This window comes from Sphingobacterium suaedae, from assembly GCF_042684625.1.
Classification (GTDB): Bacteria; Bacteroidota; Bacteroidia; order Sphingobacteriales; family Sphingobacteriaceae; genus Sphingobacterium; species Sphingobacterium suaedae.
Genome location: NZ_JBHULR010000003.1, coordinates 141,782 through 159,574 on the forward strand (window position 1 = coordinate 141,782; position 17,793 = coordinate 159,574).

Genomic DNA, 17,793 nt, shown 5'->3' on the forward strand with positions numbered 1-17,793 from the left:
ATGAGAACACGACGTTTGGACCGTTCATCCGTGGAAATTTTATTAATTGGAGGATCAGCAGGAAGCCTAAAGGTGCTGTTGCAAATTCTACCTCACCTGAACGATGGATTGGCGTTTCCGATCATTTTAATCTTGCATCGGAAAGCGGATGCTGAATCGGTGTTGGACGAGCTACTCGCGAACCACACAACGCTGAACGTTTTTGAAATTGAAGATAAGACAGTTTTAGAAACGGGGAATATTTATTTGGTACCGTCGGATTACCACGTGCTGTTTGAAAATAAACGAGTTGTATCGCTAGATTGTTCGGAAAAACTAAACTACTCGCGCCCATCGATTGATGTCGTTTTCCAGTCTGCGGCGCAGGTTTTTGAGGATGGTGCGGCGGCGTTGTTGCTTTCTGGTGCCAATGCGGATGGAGTGGAAGGACTGGTTTGCGTGCACGAACGTCAAGGTCTGGTTCTTGTTCAGGATCCATCGACGGCAGAAGTTGATTATATGCCGAGACAAGCATTGCAAAATGTTTGGGCCGATTATATTTTAAAACCAAAAGAGATGGCTATATTTATAAATCAGCTTGGTAAGGAAGCCCACGATAACTGAAGAGCGCTAAAAACGATTATTAATACGTATGAAAAACAAAACTATATTAATTTTTGACGACGATAGTAATATTTTGGAAGTCTGTTCTATCATTTTGACAGATGCCGGCTACGATGTAAAAATATCGGAAACCTCGCACGACATTATCGAGAAGGTAGACGACTTGCGTCCGGACGTGATTTTAATGGACAATTGGATTCCAGACATTGGGGGTATCGAGGCTACGAGACTCCTAAAAATACATCCCGATTTTGGTCATATCCCTGTCATCTACATTTCGGCAAATAACGATATCCATATGTTGGCCGAAAAGGCGGGAGCAGACGCTTACCTGGCCAAACCGTTTGATATCGTCGATCTTGAGCAGATTGTTGAGCGTATGATCGCGTCAGCCGCTGAAGGGCGACGTGACTAGATCGCACTGACGATGATCAACGGCGGAGGAACGAAGAACCGAGCTAAAAATAATCCAGTATCTTATGAATTCGAACAATACGATCCCAGACAAAACAGCAGGTTATATTCATACCGAAGAACAGTACGGTGCGCACAATTATCATCCACTTCCCGTGGTGCTGTCCAAAGGTCTCGGCCCTTTGGTTTGGGATGTGGAAGGAAAGCGTTATTATGATTTTCTTTCGGGATACTCTGCGGTCAACCAAGGACATTGCCATCCAAAAATTATTCGGGCATTAACTGAACAAGCGCAATTGCTTACGTTGACTTCTCGGGCATTCCATAGCGATAAGATGGCCGAGTATACAGCGTATGTTACTAAGTTTTTTGGTTATGAGAAAGTTTTGCCCATGAATACAGGTGTGGAGGCTGTCGAAACGGCAATTAAATTGGCCAGAAAGTGGGGGTACGAGAAAAAGGGAATCCCAGACGGGATGGCTACGATCATCACGGTTGAAGGCAATTTTCATGGGCGTACGGTCAATGTCATTTCCTTTAGCACCGACGACGGAGCCAAACAAGGTTTTGGTCCTTTCGTGGGCGGGTATGTGACCGTGCCTTATAACGATATAACGGCGCTTGAAAAGGCCTTGGAAAACAAACATGTAGCGGCGTTTCTGGTAGAGCCTATTCAGGGAGAAGCCGGAGTGTATGTTCCGGATGAAGGTTACTTGTCCCGAGCAGCGGAATTGTGCCGTACACATCGTGTATTATTTATGGCGGACGAAATTCAAACGGGCTTATGTCGTACGGGGAAATTGTTAGCTTGTGATCACGAAGGCGTTCGTCCTGATGTCTTGATTCTTGGTAAAGCATTAAGTGGCGGTACCTTGCCGATTTCGGCCGTATTGGCCGACGATGATGTGATGCTGTGCATTCGACCGGGAGAACACGGCTCCACGTATGGCGGTAATCCATTGGCTTGCGCGGTGGCTATTGCCTCGTTGGAAGTGCTTATAGCGGAAAATTTAGCGCAGCGGGCTGAAGAACTTGGGGCTTATTTCAGGACGTTGATTCAAGATATTGCTCATCCGGCGTTATTAACTATCCGGGGGAAAGGGTTATTGAATGCGATCGTCATCCGGCATAAAGATCCGAACGCAGCCACGTTGCTGTGTATGGAGCTTATGAAGCGTGGCTTACTCGCAAAACCCACACACGGCGATAAGATTAGGTTTGCGCCGCCACTGGTCATTTCTAAAGAACAGCTTGTCGAGGCCGCTGAAATTATCCGCGCGTCGTTCGCGGTTCTAGATTAGCCGGTTCGAATATGGATGTTTTAACATTTACCGAATAGTAATTTCTATGTCTTTTTATGCGTTAAATTCAATTTTATGTTGTAGGAATCAATCAAGATAGATATTTTTAGCTTTGTTTTAGACAAAAACATATAATTTATGAAAAAAATCGGTTTATCATTGGTGGCTGCAGCAGCCATCTTATTTGCGTCTTGTGGCGGCAATTCTTCGAAAACAGCTGTTTCTGAAGAACAGCAAGTGGCAGAAAAGCAGGGCGATGCGTACACAGTTGATCTTGCATCATCTAAAGTGGATTGGAAAGCGTTTCATAAAGGGGGGTTTGCTCCTCGTTGGGGTACGTTATCGTTACAATCCGGTGAGCTTTCCGTGGCTGATGGCAATGTGACAGCAGGTGACTTTGTGATTGACATGAAATCATTAAAGGTGGATTCAGCGTCGGTGACCGAAGCTGACAAGAAAGCATCTGATTTGGAAAATCACTTGAAAAATCCTGATTTTTTCGACGTGGAGAAATTTGCGCAAGCTAACTTTAAGATTACCAGTGTTTCGGACTTAGACGCAACAGCAGCGAAAGATGCCATCGAAGGAGCGAATAAAACGGTCAGCGGAAATCTGACATTGCGCGACAGCACGTTGAATATTTCGTTTCCAGCGAAGGTAACAGTTACTGACCAACAGGTTTCAGTAGCGGCTAAGTTTACAGTAAATCGGGCGGACTGGGGCATTAAATTCGGTACTTCGGAAGCGGATCCTGCGGAATGGATGATCAGCAAAGATATCGAAATTGGAATCCAAGTGGAAGCGAAGAAATAGTGTTCTAAATTGAAGAAAGTAGCGCACCTACGACGTATGTTGTAGGTGTTTTTTTTTGCTAAAGAGTACTGCATCGCTCGTATCCGCCGGTTTTTTGGACGATGCGATTTTGATCCGTTTTTTTATTTGAAAAGTAATATCTTTAGACGGATCTTGTTGCAAGAAAACGGGATCGTGCGCAAATTATAAACCGTATTGCACATACATAATGATGATAAAAAGACTGTCGAGAAGCTTATACATACAGGTGGTTGCTGGTATTTTGGTGGGAATCGCGCTGGGTGTCTTTTACCCCGATTTTGCGATGAAAATGAAACCTCTCGGCGATGGTTTTATTAAGTTGATCAAAATGGTTATTGCGCCCTTGATTTTTAGTTCGATCGTACTTGGCATAGCGGGTATGCAAGACGTAAAAAAGGTAGGTAAAGTTGGGCTGTCGGCGTTGGTTTATTTTGAGATTATGACAACGATCGCGCTTGTTGTAGGTCTCGTCTTCGTCAATTGGATCGGTCCTGGGAACCACATGAACGCAGATCCCGAAACGCTTGATCCGACTCTGGTCGCCGAATATGTAAAGGAAGCTGCTGAACATAAGGATATCATGAGCTGGATAATCAGTATTATCCCCGACAACGTAATCGGTGCGGTGGCTTCTGATAACCTATTACAGGTTTTAGTCTTCGCTGTATTATTTGGTATCGGTCTTTCAAAAATCGGTGTGGAACAGGCAAAGCCTGTTATTAACGTATTGCAATCGTTCTTGAAAGGGCTTTTTGCTATCATTAAAATAATTATGTATCTAGCTCCTATAGGCGCAATGGGCGCAATGGGCTTTACCATTGGCCGGTACGGCGTAGAAGCCTTATCATCGTTAGGGTTGCTTATGGTTAGTTTTTACCTCACTTGCCTCTTCTTTATTATTATTGTCATAGGCGCTGTATTACGGTTTTATGCTAAAGTAAATGTGCTGCACCTTATACGGTATATTAAAGAGGAACTATGGATCGTCTTAGGTACGTCTTCTTCTGAGTCTGCACTTCCGAATGTTATGCAGAAATTGGAAAGAGCTGGATGTTCTAAATCCGTAGTAGGTTTAGTCATTCCAACAGGTTATTCATTTAATTTGGATGGAACTTGTATTTATCTCACCATGGCGGCGGTGTTTATAGCACAGGCGTTAAACATGGATCTTAGCCTGCAACAGGAGATTTCACTCTTGTTGATTTTACTTTTAACATCTAAAGGTGCCGCCGGAGTAACTGGAAGTGGTTTTGTGACGCTTGCTGCTACGCTTCCGGTGTTCGGACATGTTCCAGTAGAAGCGGTTGGCCTTATTTTGGGTATTGATCGGTTTATGAGTGAAGCCCGCGCCATTACAAATATTATCGGAAATACTGCCGCGACAATCGTTATCGCCAAGTATGAAAAAGAGCTGGACGAGGCGACGCTGCACGAACAACTGCAGTCCGTTTTGCCAAATAAATGATTGGCAAGTGCTTTTCTTGTGCACATGTGTGCCTCCAAACATGATGAGAGCAAGCTATTGTTCAGGTTGTGCACAAAAATAGACCATACGCAGTTGGTCTATTTTATATATAGTTGTTTAGTTAATAGACTGAAAAAAAAGACTTCCAAACGGGGAGAATGGAAGCCTTTCGCTAACCAATTATAAACCTATGTTCTTTTATGATATGTCAAATATCGGAAAGACTTTTTACTAATGCAAGTTAAATCTATAGAATTAGTAGATTTTATTTTGAATCATGTGTGCCGGTGAAGTAAAGGTATAAAAATCAATGGGTTGGTTTTAAAACGTTTGATTGTCTGCCGTTGGTCCGTAGCTACTTGGTAACGGGATATCATTTAGTCGATTAGTATACTCCTAATTGCGCCCGATGGTGCGATATTTGGGATAGCGCATGGCGTATCGCCCCATATTTCGACCATTGAGCTAGCACGTGTTCCCCATGTTTCAAGGCCCAATTCTGGGACAGTTCTGCTTCTTCGGCATCGTGGAGCGCACTTTCGCTCGCCTCGTAATTCTCAACCAAACGCTTAAGCAATTGGTCGCGTGTTGTCAATAAATTTCCATCTCCCGCGGTGGACAGATCCAAAAAGCTGGTTTTCAACATAACATTTGCCCACGAAAAGATTTCGACGATATGGGTCGCGAGATGATCCATTTTCATACTTTTAGGATGGGGCATGTATGCATGCCCTTCATTTGGAAATAATTCAATAAACTTCTTTGTTGTTTCAAACTCTTGGCGTAGTTCGTCTTGTAACAGTGTTAAAATATGCATGTTATGTAGGATTATGTTTTTTATTAAGGTAGCGTGTCGATTTCGTTCTACTTCTTCAACGATAAAATTGGAAAAATGTTTTTTTACTACCTGATTGTTTGTAAATTTCGACGCCCAATAGGGAGGTAATTCGCCCAATGGTATTTTAATTAGTGATTATGAGTAGATTTTTGTCCTTGCCGTTTTACATAAAACTAACATGTACGTTGATCAGTATCATCGCCTTGGGGTACATTGCACATATTGGGCAGACCATTATCGTCCCCTTTATTTTAGGTAGTTTATTTGCACTTTTACTGGTGCCAATCTGTAACTGGCTGGAACGAAAGTTGAGACTGCATCGTACACTGGCGGCCATCCTTGCTCTTCTCTTTTTTTTCGGCTTGATCGGAGGAATATTGACCATGTTAGGTTCTCAGTTGTCTATGCTGAAGGACGATTGGCCTAGTTTCGAGAAACAGATTATCGATGGGTTCCATATACTGCAAACTTGGGTACATCAGACATTCGGAGTTGCTCAAAATGAACAGATAGCGTATTTAACAAATACCGTGTCGAAGTCGATCAGTCAAGGGACGGCCATTGTGGGCGTTGCGTTGATTTCCTTATCCTCGTTGTTGATCTTATTTGTATTTACGTTTCTGTATGCATTCTTTATGCTGATTTATAGGGGACATGTCGTTCGTTTTTTGTTATTGCTAAATCGAACGGAACACCACGAAATCGTATTGGATATTGTGCAACAAATTCAGTATGTCGTAAAGAAATATTTGATAGGTCTAATCGTACAAATGATGATCGTGGCTGGATTGACCTTTATTGTATTATCGATAATTGGTGTGAAATATAGTTTAATGCTCTCGTTAATCACGGGTGTATTTAACGGACTGCCCTATGTTGGGATTTTTATTTCCATAGTTATCATTGCACTGATTACTTTTGCGACATCGTCAATAACGCACGTCTTATTTGTCGTTTTGGGATTAGTTATTGTACATGTCATAGACAGTAATTTTGTTGTTCCAAAAATTGTAGGTTCCAAAGTAAAGGTCAATTCCTTGTTTGCTATGGTGGCAATCATTGCTGGTGAGATGCTTTGGGGAATATCGGGAATGTTTTTGGCTATTCCCATTCTAGCGATCTGTAAAATTTTATTTGATCGAGTACGCGACTTAAAAGCGTGGGGATTTCTATTGGGAGAAGAAGAAAAAACGAATGACCATTTTAAAGCGTTGCTGAATGAGCTCAACGTATTTAAACGTATGGAACGAACGGAGCGGTAAACCATATAGATAAGAAACCCGCGAGATGTGAAGAGGAGAGTCGTTCAAAAAAAGCGTTCCATCAGTGGAACGCTTTTATATCGTTAAATACCTAATATTCTTTTATTTAATTCCGTGTCAGCACCGGCACTCGCAAAGTCGTCGAACGTCTTGCTGGTTACTTCAATGATGTGTTTACGCACGAAATCCGCGCCTTCGGTGGCACCTTGCACTGGATCTTTTATACAGCATTCCCATTCGATAACGGCCCATCCGTCAAATCCGTATCGAGACAATTGTGTAAAGATCCCCCCGAAATCAACCTGGCCGTCGCCGAGAGATCTAAATCGTCCAGGACGATCGATCCAGTCCTGATAGCCACCGTAGATGCCAGACTTGCCGTTTTTCAGAAACTCAGCATCCTTCACATGAAATGCTTTTATACGGTCGTGGTAAAAGTCGATAAAAGCGAGGTAATCCAATTGTTGCAGGACGAAGTGACTAGGGTCATACAGGATGTTAGCTCGGGAGTGGTTATTCACGGCTTGCAAAAAACGTTCGAACGTCACGCCGTCATGTAGATCTTCTCCGGGATGTAACTCATAAGCCACGTTGATACCCAGTCTATCATACTCATCCAATATCGGCATCCATCTATTGGCTAACTCCGCAAAACCCGCTTCCACGAGACCCGCGGGACGCTGCGGCCAAGGATAAACCGTATGCCAAAGCAGGGCACCCGAAAAAGCGGCAACGGTTTCTAGCCCTAAATTGGCCGAAGCCTGAGCGGCCAACTTCACTTGTTGAACAGCCCAAGCGGTACGGGCTTTTGGATCGTTGTGTACGGAAGTAGGTGCAAAACCGTCAAACATAATATCATATGCGGGATGAGAAGCGACTAGTTGGCTCTGCAGGTGAACAGATAACTCGGATATCTCCAATCCGATCTCTTGCAACGTACCTTTTATCTCATCTGCATAGGTCTTGCTTTCGGCTGCCTTTTTTAAGTCAATACAACGATTGTCCCATGTTGGGATCTGTACCGCTTTGTATCCAAGCCCTGCCAACCAGGTTCCAATGTTTTTTAGATTATTGAAGGGTTCCTTGTCGTCCATAAATTGCGCCAAAAAGATGGCAGGACCTTTAATCGTTTTCATTTCCATATTGTATAATCATCATTTAATCTTGTGACGCTGATCGTTAAGCGTGTATGCGTTTAGGTGTGATCAATGTCTCCTAAAAATACAATTTACATCGTAGACCTACAAATATATTGATCATTCGGATTATTGGGGCTGTTATGCAACAGAGGTATTCGAAAAAAGGGTTTCCAAACGGGGAGAATGGAAACCCTTAACTAACCAATTATAAACCTAAATTATGAAAGTACAAATATAGTGTTATTCATACACTAAGTCAAGCGTTTTTCCAAAAAAAAAATTAGAGAGTGATTTAAAATTTTGCACAAAGTTCTATGAAACAGAATGATATATGGCTATTGTTCGGCAGGAGCGTGGGATTAGAAGAATACAACTAAATAAATATGCACTCACATGCATGATTTAGCGGCAAGAGCAAAAACGATAAGCCAGACAATTCCTTTCAGTAGAAAAAACATAAACGCGCCGATGCCAGCGCGTTTAAGCCATAATTTTGTATTTTTCCGTTGACTTTCTTTCATTGCAATGAGATTATCTTTCTGCCGGCACAGCTGTAAAGACGTTACCAAAGTTAGCGAATGTTTCATTCGCTATTGCAATAGCCTTTTGATGGGTCTCAGGGTCCTGCCCGAATTGGTTCAGTACCGAAGTGAATGCACTCCACATTCTGCCGGTGTCTTCTGCATAGCCCGAGAAAAATGAAGTGCCTTCCGTCACACCATATTTGTGAAGCATTTGGACGATATAAGGTCCGCCCATGATCGATCCTTCCAGCACATATAATGCTGCTAAAGCTTCCAAGGTATTCGTGACTTCAGGCGCACAAGCTTGAGGTAAATTGTCGAGATTTCCACCAAGCGCCTCAATGTCTTGTCTGATATGGCTGGAATTACGTCTGTCCGCATAGTCTGGTAGTACCTGCGGCGTAATAAACGGAGCTATCGTTTTTTCGACTGTTGAAAAATAGGCATAGAAATTTCTGAGGACGTCTGCATAATCGGCATTGGAACGTACCGCTTTCAGTTGATGGACAACGATTTTTTCGAGTTGTTGATGTGATGCGGTAGTCTTTTCTTTGATATTCTGATGTAACATCATGATTCGTTATTTAAAATGATTCTATACAAAGATTCTGATTTCTTGTATCGTTTGTATGCTGATTTTTGCTTATTCATCTATGAAAATCGCTATTTAAAATGAAACTTAGCGTCTCGTTCATTGTATTTAACATTTTTTAATGTGTCCCTATCACGTCTTTAGGGTGTTCAGCATCGCGATTTGGCCGGCTAGACGCAACTGGGGTTTGAGGCGTACGATTTATTTGTTTGTCAATCAATAGCGAGGTGATATCGCGTCTGCGTGGGATGCTTTCCGCATTTTTTTAGCCAATTTTCTTTCACCGCTAACCGAATGAAACTATAAAAAGTAGCCCAGGAAATTTTGTGCTGTTGGCGTAGTGTGAGCCAGAAGTTTTCCATATCAGCAATTTCTCGTTGCTGCGACAGTGCGCGCATGATCCATACCCGTTGTTTGCTAGCAGAATGACCGCGCGCTTGCAGTTGTTCTATCCATTTCGTTAGGATATCGTTTTCTCCTGTTCTCATCTTTGTATGCATTTATAGGTTAGCATGTTGTTTGCGTCGGATGGTTAGCGTAATGAAAATTTAGTTTTTACTGTGACGTTTGCTTGAAGGGTGCACACGGTGAGGGTGTCTGCTTTTGGTAGGAAGACAGCAGTCTTCAGGAGTTTCGGATCGATGGCCTTTAATGCCGCTGAAAGCAATGGTTCTTGCACGGAGCCAATGGGAATGCCTGATTCATCTTCTTCTGTTGGAATGTCTACAGTCAGGCCCTGGAAATAGTCAGACCACCCGTCGGCATTGCGCAATAGAAAGCTGCTCAGGTAAATGCAATATTGATCGATATAGATCGGAAAAAATCCAATTGGCTTTCCGTAGGTCTGCTGCCCAATTAACGTCGTCGGTAGATAAGGTTTCAGGCAACTAATCAGCAACTCGCTGGCCGATGCTGTTCGGGCCGAAACGAGAAAGGATACATGTTTTATGCTGTTTAAGGTGCCTTTCTTCGAGAAGTAATGTGTATTAGCGTCTTCACGATAATCGACATCGGCCATAGTCGCCAAGCGTCCATTAAATAAAACGGGGTTGCCCTGTGCATCTCTATAAAGCTGCTTAGTTAAAAGGCTTGCTTTTCCCGCTCGCACCACTTCGTTGAACTGCTCGGAAAACATTTTTTTTCCGGTTAGGTTAGCCGGAGCGATCAGATCTGCCAGGTAAGCGGCGGATTCTACAAATCCGCCAGCATTGTGGCGTAAGTCGATAATGAGGTGGGTAATGCCTCGAACGGTAAAATCGGCAAAAACACGATCGAGCTCATGCTGTACGTCGACAAGAGTAGGAAACGACGAGAGGTAAAGGTAGGCGACGGTGCCCTGAGGCAATGGCCAGTATTGTCGGTGTGTGATGTAGGTGTCCGTTGTGGCCGAAGTGGCAGAATACGAAGAATTATATGATGTCGCGTCCTCTAGATACGAATATTTGGCATGACCTTCATACGGTGTCCATTCGTAAGGCGCTCCAGCGATATTTCGACCATATTGGGTTAAATCGTAGAGTGCACGCTGGTAGGCTGTTCGTTCTGGCGATATGTTTTTGTACTTGCCTCGTGGATTAAATACCTCATACGACGGAAGATTTGAGCGCCAAAGATAGATTTGATTGGCGTATAGGAATATAGAATCTAGTGTCAATTCTTTTCGTGAGCCTGTCTGTGGTGTTGTGATCGCATATGGATTAGGCTCAATGCTGGGTGTGGTGCAGGCATATGCACAAAATGTTATGGCGAATACGAATAGGGGCATCCGGACGGACAACAGGGATTTTAGGGAGTAGATGGTTTTCACGAATGCAGCGTATTTGTTGGAAACAATTCTTAATAACAAATTTAACTGATCGTACTAAGAATGACTCTATGAAAAATGCTGATTCGCCTATGAAGAATGGCTTTTCTTAAGAAGGTGGCCGATCTGGTCAATCGGCTGATTGAGCTCCTCATTGGCCCGCCTCTCGTTACTTGCTACGGAAAATAAATCCGGTTGACGTGATTCTCGATAAGCTGCTGCAAATTCTTTGCGTACATACAAATTTTGTCGTCCTGATTTTTGTTGCAGTTTTTCAACCAAACTATTTCGGGGTTTCTTATTGAGAAGGTTGGTGATTTCCGTTGAACTTCTGTCTTTAAGCCGAATATCCATGTGGGCATGCAAATCGTTCGCCGTAACGGGCTTGTCTAAATACCCCTCTTGTATCAATCGATCCAATTCGTTGGCCAACAAATTGCTGTTGTCGCGAACGGTTATGCCAATAACTTTCCTTTTCTCAATTTTTTTCTTCGTCGTCCGTGATAAATGCCGTTCCTCTGGAAGGGGGTAATTCGGATCTGCAAAATTATAATAATGAACGGAGAACACGTTGGCAATTTTTATCATCTTACCTAGACTGAGACCTACCGCGCCTTGAATAATATCACGTATGTTGTCGGAACTGGAATTGATCAGTTTTCCTAAATCCTCTTCCGTCAAACCAAATGCCGTTAGGTATTTGGCCACTTGTTTTCCATATTCTTTTCTATACGTTTCTTCTCCAGTCATACATTTCATGCAAGCTTGCAGCCAACAGCATACGCTAAAGCGTGTTGGGTGGAGCGATTAGCATTCTTTTCTCACAAAGATAAAAGAGTCCACTTAAATACCTGTAGGTTTTGTCAATTTTCGAACGAATATGTGAGTAAGTTGTTTGTAGATAAGGTGTTAAAGATATGGTCATGAAAAACTGTAAAACTCGTTTGCTTTAGGATTCATTTGGTTAATTTCACGCAGAAGTTCCTTTTTTGAATTTGGCTCATGTGAGGCCGACGCAACAAAAAAAGGCACCGTGGCGCTGGGCTCTCCGGTTGAAAAGCTCCCTCCGAATACCAGCTATGCACCCGCTTTGGCGGACCAAGAAAGCGCATAGTGGGAAGGGTATCGACGATCGTAAATCGATCAAAGACAATGCGTACACCATTGGAGCGGCCGTGGGGCGCGGTCTTTTTTGGCGGACGGGCGGCTGCTGGTCAGGCAAAAAAGGGGGACATCGTGTATCGCCCCGGTTTCCGGCGAACGTAGCGGGCTGACTCGAGGCATACCTGCTGTTGATTCGAATGGTCAGGGCGACTTGTTTGGTTTGAATTTGAATCCGAATTTTGACAAATAGGCTGTTGTACTGGATGTTTTTTGAGCAATGATCTATTAAAAGATTGACTGCATATGATTGATGTAAACTGTTTGATAATGTGTACTATATATAGTTTAAGTTATTGATTAGCGCATGGCGTGGAAAATATTGTGTAGGGCTTATCGCCGTGTCGATCAGGCAGGATAATGTAACTCTTGTTAGAAATTTAGTCATATATGATAAAATGCTTAAAACGTCCGGCAAGTAAGAAAAACGACAAATAGGTTTACTAGTTGGTAGTCAGATTTTTACTACCATCCTGTTGAACAAAATAGCGAAACGTGAAATAGGGAGCAGGCCATTTCAAATTCGTAACGGTCTCTGGATTGCCTTTGTAAGCGTTAATCAGTTGCAATTTAGCGTGTCGACCGTCTGGCAAGCGAATGATATATGTACGGTTTGGGATGGCTTGCATAATATGCGTGTTTAAACTATACCGAAACCAGCCGGGTGACGACTCTGAGGAGGCCCACCCAATCTTGGTAACCTCGCTTTGATCAAACTGCTCATCGGACGGAGCCTCGGTAACGAGATCATAGGGTTGGTTTATGTGGACAACGGCTGTTCTGGTCGCCTCTCCTTCAAACCCCGGATTGTAGGCATAATTTGCATTGTTTACGTAGATTTCAGAATTATAAGGACCCGTAAAAGCTAAGTCCCACTCGTCCGTTTTCAGCCATTCTGTCGAATCAGTTTTTGTTTTTATCCAGATCTGCCGCTGATCGCGGAAGCGAAACAAAAACATGTAAAAATCACGTTTTTCTTTTCCGTTAACTCCTGTGGCCATAGAAGCATCTGTGTCGCCAGGTAAATCATAAATTACCGTGCTTTTTCCGTCTTCGTATATCGGCCTTGCGTCTTCATCTTTACCACAGGATGTAGCTATCAGCAATATGATGCAAAGCGCGAAATAGTGTTTTCTAAAAACAGAGATCGGCCGACATACTTGGAGAACTATTTTAATTGTTTTCATAAACTATGATTCGTGTCTACTATGAATAAGTATTGTTGCATTATAGATAATTATGGTTTGACCCATCGATAACTGATCCCTCCCAATATTACTCTTCCCGGTTGCCCCAACATATTGCGGTTTGTAAAGTTCAGGAGATTGTCTGCTACCACTCGTAAAGTAAGTTTATTTTTCATCAGCGTCTTTTCCAACGTGAGATTTAGCAATGTATGTGCGGGGACAAATTTGTCGTTATCGTCTATAAACTGGTTCATGTTGGTTTCTTGAACGGGATATTTTCCGCGAATATTTGCGCGTAAATTAACATTCATTTGCCATGGACGATAAGTATACAGTGCTTTTACGTTCAACATATGTTTAGAACGGTCCTGAATGCCCCAATAGTCCGATGGTTTACTTTTGCGGTATTGCCCCGTTGTCGGGTTTACATAATAATCGTAGGGCGGGCGTCCGGAGCGTATACTATCCAGAACGCTCAGATCTTTTACTATTAAATATTGATAACCGATAGATAACTCCACGTTGGTCTGTACGTGATAATCGGCGGAGATTTCAAAGCCCTTATTAACTACTTTTGGCGAATTTCGATAGGTGTAGATTTGTGAAATAGATGTTCCGCTTCCGATACTTTCCGTATTAATTTGATTGTGTATCCGGTGATAAAAGAATGACAGTTGTGTTTGCCATTTTTTTTCAGGATTCCAAGTGATACCTAGGTTGTTCGACCAACTTTTTTCTGCCTGAAGGTTGTTTGCGAGCCGATCGACCATGTAGCTGTTCTTATAGCTAAGTTCTCCTTGCGAATCCAATGTTTCTAGCACCTCTTGCAGGCGGTCGTTTCCAACGACAAGGTAATTCGCTGCAGGGTTAAAAAAGATTTGATATCTCATTTTGTAATCGGGGGCTTTGAATCCAGCGCCGGCCCCCGCCTTTAGAAGGAGGTTAGATCCAAGTTGATAAGTCAGGCCCACGCTAGGGCTTAGCCGTCCATTATACGTGTTGGTATGGTCATAACGTACGCCCAACATGGTCAGAATGCGATCGGTAGTCTTCCATTCGGTCTGCGCGTAAACGAATGCGGTATTTAACGAGTGTGTGTTTCCTAGATCCCGGTTGTCCATTATTTCCATGCTACCGCCTAGCCCAGCCGTTAATTTTAAAGAGGGGAGTGGTGTATATAACAATTGTTGTTCCAACCGATGGATATGTTGCCCAAATTCTTCTGATCCAGCTAAAGCAGCTTGTTGTAGCCATTGGGCTTGCAATGTTGTCTGGAATCGTGTGTAGTAATATCGGCTCATGGTCCGCAGGCCAGGGCGAAGCTGATGGTCGTAGCTCGCGCCGAGGTTGAAATCGTTATCGCGTTGCCCGTCTTCTAATGTCAAATCGTTGGACCAAGCGTTGATCATAGTAGAGTTTCGACCTCCGTATCGAGCCGTAAGACCAAGGGTTCCGTTCTTGCTGGTTTTGTAGCGCAAGCGCCCTTGTAAACTGATATTCTCATAGGGAGCAAGGGTCGTGCTGCCGGAGGTTAAGTATTGCTTATCCGTATTGAATCCATCCGTTTGGTAATAGTTTCCTGAAAGCACGACTGAACCACGTTGATTAGCCAAAGGTGTTTCACCTTCTATCGTCGCATCGACCACATGGAGCGAGCCATATAGTAGAGATGCCTGAACCTGGGGAGTAATAACTCCTTGCCGTGTAATGATATTGATGGCACCACCTAATGCGTCGCTTCCATATAAACACGAACTCGCGCCTTTGATGATCTCAATTCGCTCGATATTCGTTACGGATATGCGCGATAGGTCAAAATTTCCGTTATTACGACCGAGCATGGGCTGGCCGTCAATCAACACCATAACGTAATTGCTGCTAAACCCTTGAATCTGTACACCGACCGCCCGTGATCCTCCACTAATATCGTTGACGATGGCTACTCCGGTCTGTTCTTTCATCACTTCGTCCAGACGCCTACTGCCCATCAATTCAATTTCGCGCCTCGTTATTACGTGAACAGGCATGGCTGCATTTTCCGCTTGGATGAGATTGTCAACTTCCGTAACTTTTCTATTTACATTTACCTGCTCAATTGTTTTATTCTCTTTTGTTAGCACAACACATAATGTGGAATCATATCGTTCCAACGGAATACTCAAGTTTTTTGATCCAAAGCCAACATGCTGTACCGTGATCTGATAAGTGCCCTCATAGAGACTTTTAAATTCGAAATATCCGTCTTTATCGGTGCGGTACCATTTATTATCGGGCAATAGCTGGACAGATACGTCTGCTAAGGGTTGCTGCATGGAATCCCATACGTTTCCTTTTATCATTAAGCGCGTTTGACTTATTGAAAATGGCGGCAGAACAAATAACAGCATATTAACTATAATAATCTTCTTATATAAGGCAAGTATAGTCACTTTATTTTTATTCAATCTAAATAACAGTACAAAAGAAGGGATTCAGTTCGAATTTTTCTCTATGAAAACTGTCAAATCTTCTATTTAATTCGATTTGTAAACGATTGTTCAAGGTTTGTTTTTTACTTTAAATATCTGAAAAAAAGGTTTTTGTGAGTTAACTCCCATCAAGTAGGCATATTATTCCCTAGGTAAACTATTTGTATTTAGACTGATTATTGATTTGTTTTGTAAATGAAGAAGCGGATGATGCATAATGTGGTGTTTGATCCAGCTATTTATCATCCGGGTAAAAGCACACAAAATGAAGAAATTATATATAAGCTGGTTACTGTTTATGATTCTGTGTAACCAAACTGTATGTGCACGCATTCAACGTATCGTTACGTTAAATAGCGCCATTACGGAGACCGTTTTTGGTTTAGGAATGGGCCGGGCAGTCGTGGCTACGGATGTGACCAGCATAGCGCCAAAGGCTGCTGCCGATCTACCTAAAGTGAGTCGGAACCGGGCCTTGTCGGCAGAGGGGATCCTGGCTTTTCGACCGACGCTTGTTATCGCGCCGATTGGTGATGTGCCAAATGCGGTCGTACAACAATTGAAAGCTTCGGGGATAAAGTTTATCGCTATTCATCAGGAGTTTTCTGAAAACGGCGCTTACCGATTTATTCAACAAATTGCTAATGTTCTGGAAGCCGAAGATGAAGGAAAGCGTGTGGTGAATCGCACACGAGTAACGATGCATAAGGTTAAGGAGCTGGTACGCACAAAGATGACAAATAGGCCGAAGCCCAAGATCTTATTTATTTACGCACGAGGGGCTGGAACCATGAGCGTATCCGGGAAAGGAAGTAGTATCGATGCGTTGATGGATTTGGCCGGAAATGAAAATGCGGTAAAGGAATTCAATGATTTTAAGCCCTATACGACCGAGGCACTGGTTCATGCTAATCCTGATGTCATATTAATGTTTGATTTTGGCGTGAGTAGTTTAGGCGGAAAAGATGCTATTTTGCGGTTGCCGGGAATGCGGCTGACAACTGCCGGGAGACACGGTCGTATTCTGAGTATGAATCCTTCTTTGCTCGTTAACTTTAGTACACGGTTGCCGGAAGCTGTCTTGGCTTTGCATCAAGGGGTTGTAAACATTATGGATCAATAGATTGTACGTAACGTGTTAGCAAAGCAACGTATTATCATTGCTATTTTAGGTGTCACACTGGCTGTTGTGGCCATTCTTTCACTGGGACTGGGAGCCTTTCATGTGCCAGTTGTCGATGTTGTTCAACTGTTACTTCATAAAATAGGCATTAAAACCCGTGCGTTAGATGATGGCATGCAACACGATGTGTTGTTCGTTGTTCGTTTTCCACGCGTGTTGTTAGGTATTTTCGTTGGCGCTGCATTGGGTACTTCAGGCGCCGCTATACAAGGGATCTTCCGAAATCCGTTGGCAGAGCCAGGGTTGATTGGTATCTCAGCAGGCGCATCGCTGTTCGCGGTATTAGTAATTGCATTTGAGCATGTTTTGTTTGTTGGCCTGTCCCAAATTTTAGGATATTATATACTGATTTTTGGCGCTTTTATCGGTGCGGCTCTCACAGCATTTGTCGTTTATCAACTTTCGTTGAAAGCGGGGAGACCCCAGGTGACAACGATGCTGCTTGCAGGGATTGCCATCAATGGTTTTGCAGGCGCGTTGACGGGTTTGATGACATATATGGCTACGGAGCAACAACTTAGAACAATTACCTTCTGGATGTTGGGTAGCCTGGGCGGCGCCACTTGGGAAAATCTTATTGCTGTGGCACCAATGATTTTGTTAGCCGTTTTTGCTCTTCTTTTTTTCGGAAAACCACTCAATGCTTTTGCGTTAGGTGAAATGCAGGCCGATTTGTTGGGTATGCGAACCGACCGAGTTAAACTTGGTGTGGTTGCATTGGCGACTTTAGCTGTGGGCGCATCCGTTGCTGTTTCGGGCATAATCGGTTTTGTCGGTCTACTTGTACCGCATACCGTGCGTATGTTGGGTGGCGCTGATAATCGATATGTGCTTTTAGCATCCATGTTGCTGGGCGCGTTGACATTGACATCAGCAGACGTCTTGTCTCGCACCCTGATCGCACCGATAGAACTACCTATAGGAGTAATTACGGCTTTGCTGGGGACGCCCGTATTTTTGTATATTTTAATTAAAGAGAAATAGGATACGATTGTTTGCTGGTCTAATAGATGAAAAA

General features: G+C 43.2%; 18 protein-coding genes. 10 read left to right on the forward strand and 8 right to left on the reverse strand.

Annotation, left to right across the window (positions count from 1 at the left end; genetic code table 11):
* From ACFSR5_RS03920 to dctA, 5 genes are all read left to right on the forward strand, one after another.
* Window positions 1-603, forward strand: coding sequence for a chemotaxis protein CheB (locus ACFSR5_RS03920; RefSeq protein ID WP_380900928.1), 603 nt, complete (start codon window positions 1-3; stop codon window positions 601-603).
* A gap of 28 nt (window positions 604-631) precedes the next feature.
* Complete coding sequence (locus ACFSR5_RS03925) at window positions 632-1,018, forward strand: response regulator (RefSeq protein WP_380900930.1); 387 nt, start codon at window positions 632-634, stop codon at window positions 1,016-1,018.
* A 64-nt stretch (window positions 1,019-1,082) separates the two neighbouring features.
* Entirely contained in the window at window positions 1,083-2,318 is a 1,236-nt protein-coding gene (rocD, locus tag ACFSR5_RS03930) for an ornithine--oxo-acid transaminase (RefSeq protein ID WP_380900932.1), read from the forward strand.
* A 138-nt stretch (window positions 2,319-2,456) separates the two neighbouring features.
* Window positions 2,457-3,131, forward strand: a complete 675-nt coding sequence (locus ACFSR5_RS03935; RefSeq protein WP_380900934.1) for a YceI family protein — start codon at window positions 2,457-2,459, stop codon at window positions 3,129-3,131.
* A gap of 208 nt (window positions 3,132-3,339) precedes the next feature.
* A complete protein-coding gene (gene dctA / locus ACFSR5_RS03940; protein WP_380900936.1) occupies window positions 3,340-4,617 on the forward strand; it encodes a C4-dicarboxylate transporter DctA in 1,278 nt (425 codons plus the stop codon).
* A 385-nt stretch (window positions 4,618-5,002) separates the two neighbouring features.
* On the opposite strand, the gene ACFSR5_RS03945 is transcribed toward dctA, so the two are convergent.
* Window positions 5,003-5,434: a DinB family protein gene (locus ACFSR5_RS03945; RefSeq protein ID WP_380900938.1), complete on the reverse strand. Its 432-nt coding sequence runs from the start codon at window positions 5,432-5,434 to the stop codon at window positions 5,003-5,005.
* Window positions 5,435-5,592: 158 nt separating this feature from the next.
* Here ACFSR5_RS03945 and ACFSR5_RS03950 point away from each other — a divergent pair, with 158 nt between their 5' ends.
* Window positions 5,593-6,717 (forward strand): AI-2E family transporter, encoded by a 1,125-nt coding sequence (locus ACFSR5_RS03950; protein ID WP_380900940.1) that lies wholly within the window; start codon window positions 5,593-5,595, stop codon window positions 6,715-6,717.
* An 83-nt stretch (window positions 6,718-6,800) separates the two neighbouring features.
* Here ACFSR5_RS03950 and ACFSR5_RS03955 read toward each other — a convergent pair whose 3' ends face one another.
* From ACFSR5_RS03955 to ACFSR5_RS03975, 5 genes are all read right to left on the reverse strand, one after another.
* Window positions 6,801-7,853 carry a sugar phosphate isomerase/epimerase family protein gene (locus ACFSR5_RS03955; protein ID WP_380900942.1) on the reverse strand — a complete coding sequence of 351 codons (1,053 nt, stop codon included), beginning with the start codon at window positions 7,851-7,853 and terminating at the stop codon, window positions 6,801-6,803.
* Window positions 7,854-8,387: 534 nt separating this feature from the next.
* Window positions 8,388-8,954, reverse strand: coding sequence for a biliverdin-producing heme oxygenase (locus tag ACFSR5_RS03960; RefSeq protein WP_380900944.1), 567 nt, complete (start codon window positions 8,952-8,954; stop codon window positions 8,388-8,390).
* A gap of 230 nt (window positions 8,955-9,184) precedes the next feature.
* Complete coding sequence (locus ACFSR5_RS03965; RefSeq protein ID WP_380900946.1) at window positions 9,185-9,460, reverse strand: hypothetical protein; 276 nt, start codon at window positions 9,458-9,460, stop codon at window positions 9,185-9,187.
* A 44-nt stretch (window positions 9,461-9,504) separates the two neighbouring features.
* Window positions 9,505-10,779, reverse strand: coding sequence for a S41 family peptidase (locus tag ACFSR5_RS03970; protein ID WP_380900948.1), 1,275 nt, complete (start codon window positions 10,777-10,779; stop codon window positions 9,505-9,507).
* An 87-nt stretch (window positions 10,780-10,866) separates the two neighbouring features.
* Window positions 10,867-11,526, reverse strand: coding sequence for a hypothetical protein (locus ACFSR5_RS03975; protein WP_380900950.1), 660 nt, complete (start codon window positions 11,524-11,526; stop codon window positions 10,867-10,869).
* 329 nt (window positions 11,527-11,855) lie between these two features.
* Here ACFSR5_RS03975 and ACFSR5_RS03980 point away from each other — a divergent pair, with 329 nt between their 5' ends.
* Both ACFSR5_RS03980 and ACFSR5_RS03985 read left to right on the forward strand, forming a co-directional pair.
* The gene (locus ACFSR5_RS03980) at window positions 11,856-12,050 is read left to right on the forward strand and encodes a hypothetical protein (protein WP_380903193.1); all 195 of its coding nucleotides are present in this window, start codon (window positions 11,856-11,858) and stop codon (window positions 12,048-12,050) included.
* On the forward strand, window positions 12,017-12,130 hold the full coding sequence (locus ACFSR5_RS03985) for a hypothetical protein (RefSeq protein WP_380903169.1): 114 nt from the start codon (window positions 12,017-12,019) through the stop codon (window positions 12,128-12,130). Before ACFSR5_RS03980 ends, ACFSR5_RS03985 begins: the two co-directional genes overlap by 34 nt.
* Before the next feature lie 250 nt (window positions 12,131-12,380).
* On the opposite strand, the gene ACFSR5_RS03990 is transcribed toward ACFSR5_RS03985, so the two are convergent.
* Together ACFSR5_RS03990 and ACFSR5_RS03995 are read right to left on the reverse strand one after the other, a co-directional pair.
* Window positions 12,381-13,124 (reverse strand): HmuY family protein, encoded by a 744-nt coding sequence (locus tag ACFSR5_RS03990; protein ID WP_380900952.1) that lies wholly within the window; start codon window positions 13,122-13,124, stop codon window positions 12,381-12,383.
* A gap of 50 nt (window positions 13,125-13,174) precedes the next feature.
* On the reverse strand, window positions 13,175-15,463 hold the full coding sequence (locus ACFSR5_RS03995; RefSeq protein ID WP_380900954.1) for a TonB-dependent receptor: 2,289 nt from the start codon (window positions 15,461-15,463) through the stop codon (window positions 13,175-13,177).
* A gap of 394 nt (window positions 15,464-15,857) precedes the next feature.
* On the opposite strand from ACFSR5_RS03995, the gene ACFSR5_RS04000 reads away from it, so the two are divergent.
* Together ACFSR5_RS04000 and ACFSR5_RS04005 are read left to right on the forward strand one after the other, a co-directional pair.
* On the forward strand, window positions 15,858-16,715 hold the full coding sequence (locus tag ACFSR5_RS04000; RefSeq protein WP_380900956.1) for a heme/hemin ABC transporter substrate-binding protein: 858 nt from the start codon (window positions 15,858-15,860) through the stop codon (window positions 16,713-16,715).
* Between the two features lie 12 nt (window positions 16,716-16,727).
* Window positions 16,728-17,759 carry a FecCD family ABC transporter permease gene (locus ACFSR5_RS04005; RefSeq protein ID WP_380900958.1) on the forward strand — a complete coding sequence of 344 codons (1,032 nt, stop codon included), beginning with the start codon at window positions 16,728-16,730 and terminating at the stop codon, window positions 17,757-17,759.
* Window positions 17,760-17,793 lie beyond the last annotated feature (34 nt).

Coding starts and splice junctions, on each gene's coding strand:
- ACFSR5_RS03920 (WP_380900928.1), top strand. CDS start 1: ATGAGAACACGACGTTTGGACCGTTCATCCGTGGAAATTTTATTAATT.
- ACFSR5_RS03925 (WP_380900930.1), top strand. CDS start 632: ATGAAAAACAAAACTATATTAATTTTTGACGACGATAGTAATATTTTG.
- rocD (WP_380900932.1), top strand. CDS start 1,083: ATGAATTCGAACAATACGATCCCAGACAAAACAGCAGGTTATATTCAT.
- ACFSR5_RS03935 (WP_380900934.1), top strand. CDS start 2,457: ATGAAAAAAATCGGTTTATCATTGGTGGCTGCAGCAGCCATCTTATTT.
- dctA (WP_380900936.1), top strand. CDS start 3,340: ATGATGATAAAAAGACTGTCGAGAAGCTTATACATACAGGTGGTTGCT.
- ACFSR5_RS03945 (WP_380900938.1), bottom strand. CDS start 5,434: ATGCATATTTTAACACTGTTACAAGACGAACTACGCCAAGAGTTTGAA.
- ACFSR5_RS03950 (WP_380900940.1), top strand. CDS start 5,593: ATGAGTAGATTTTTGTCCTTGCCGTTTTACATAAAACTAACATGTACG.
- ACFSR5_RS03955 (WP_380900942.1), bottom strand. CDS start 7,853: ATGAAAACGATTAAAGGTCCTGCCATCTTTTTGGCGCAATTTATGGAC.
- ACFSR5_RS03960 (WP_380900944.1), bottom strand. CDS start 8,954: ATGATGTTACATCAGAATATCAAAGAAAAGACTACCGCATCACATCAA.
- ACFSR5_RS03965 (WP_380900946.1), bottom strand. CDS start 9,460: ATGAGAACAGGAGAAAACGATATCCTAACGAAATGGATAGAACAACTG.
- ACFSR5_RS03975 (WP_380900950.1), bottom strand. CDS start 11,526: ATGACTGGAGAAGAAACGTATAGAAAAGAATATGGAAAACAAGTGGCC.
- ACFSR5_RS03980 (WP_380903193.1), top strand. CDS start 11,856: ATGCACCCGCTTTGGCGGACCAAGAAAGCGCATAGTGGGAAGGGTATC.
- ACFSR5_RS03990 (WP_380900952.1), bottom strand. CDS start 13,124: ATGAAAACAATTAAAATAGTTCTCCAAGTATGTCGGCCGATCTCTGTT.
- ACFSR5_RS03995 (WP_380900954.1), bottom strand. CDS start 15,463: ATGATAAAAGGAAACGTATGGGATTCCATGCAGCAACCCTTAGCAGAC.
- ACFSR5_RS04000 (WP_380900956.1), top strand. CDS start 15,858: ATGAAGAAATTATATATAAGCTGGTTACTGTTTATGATTCTGTGTAAC.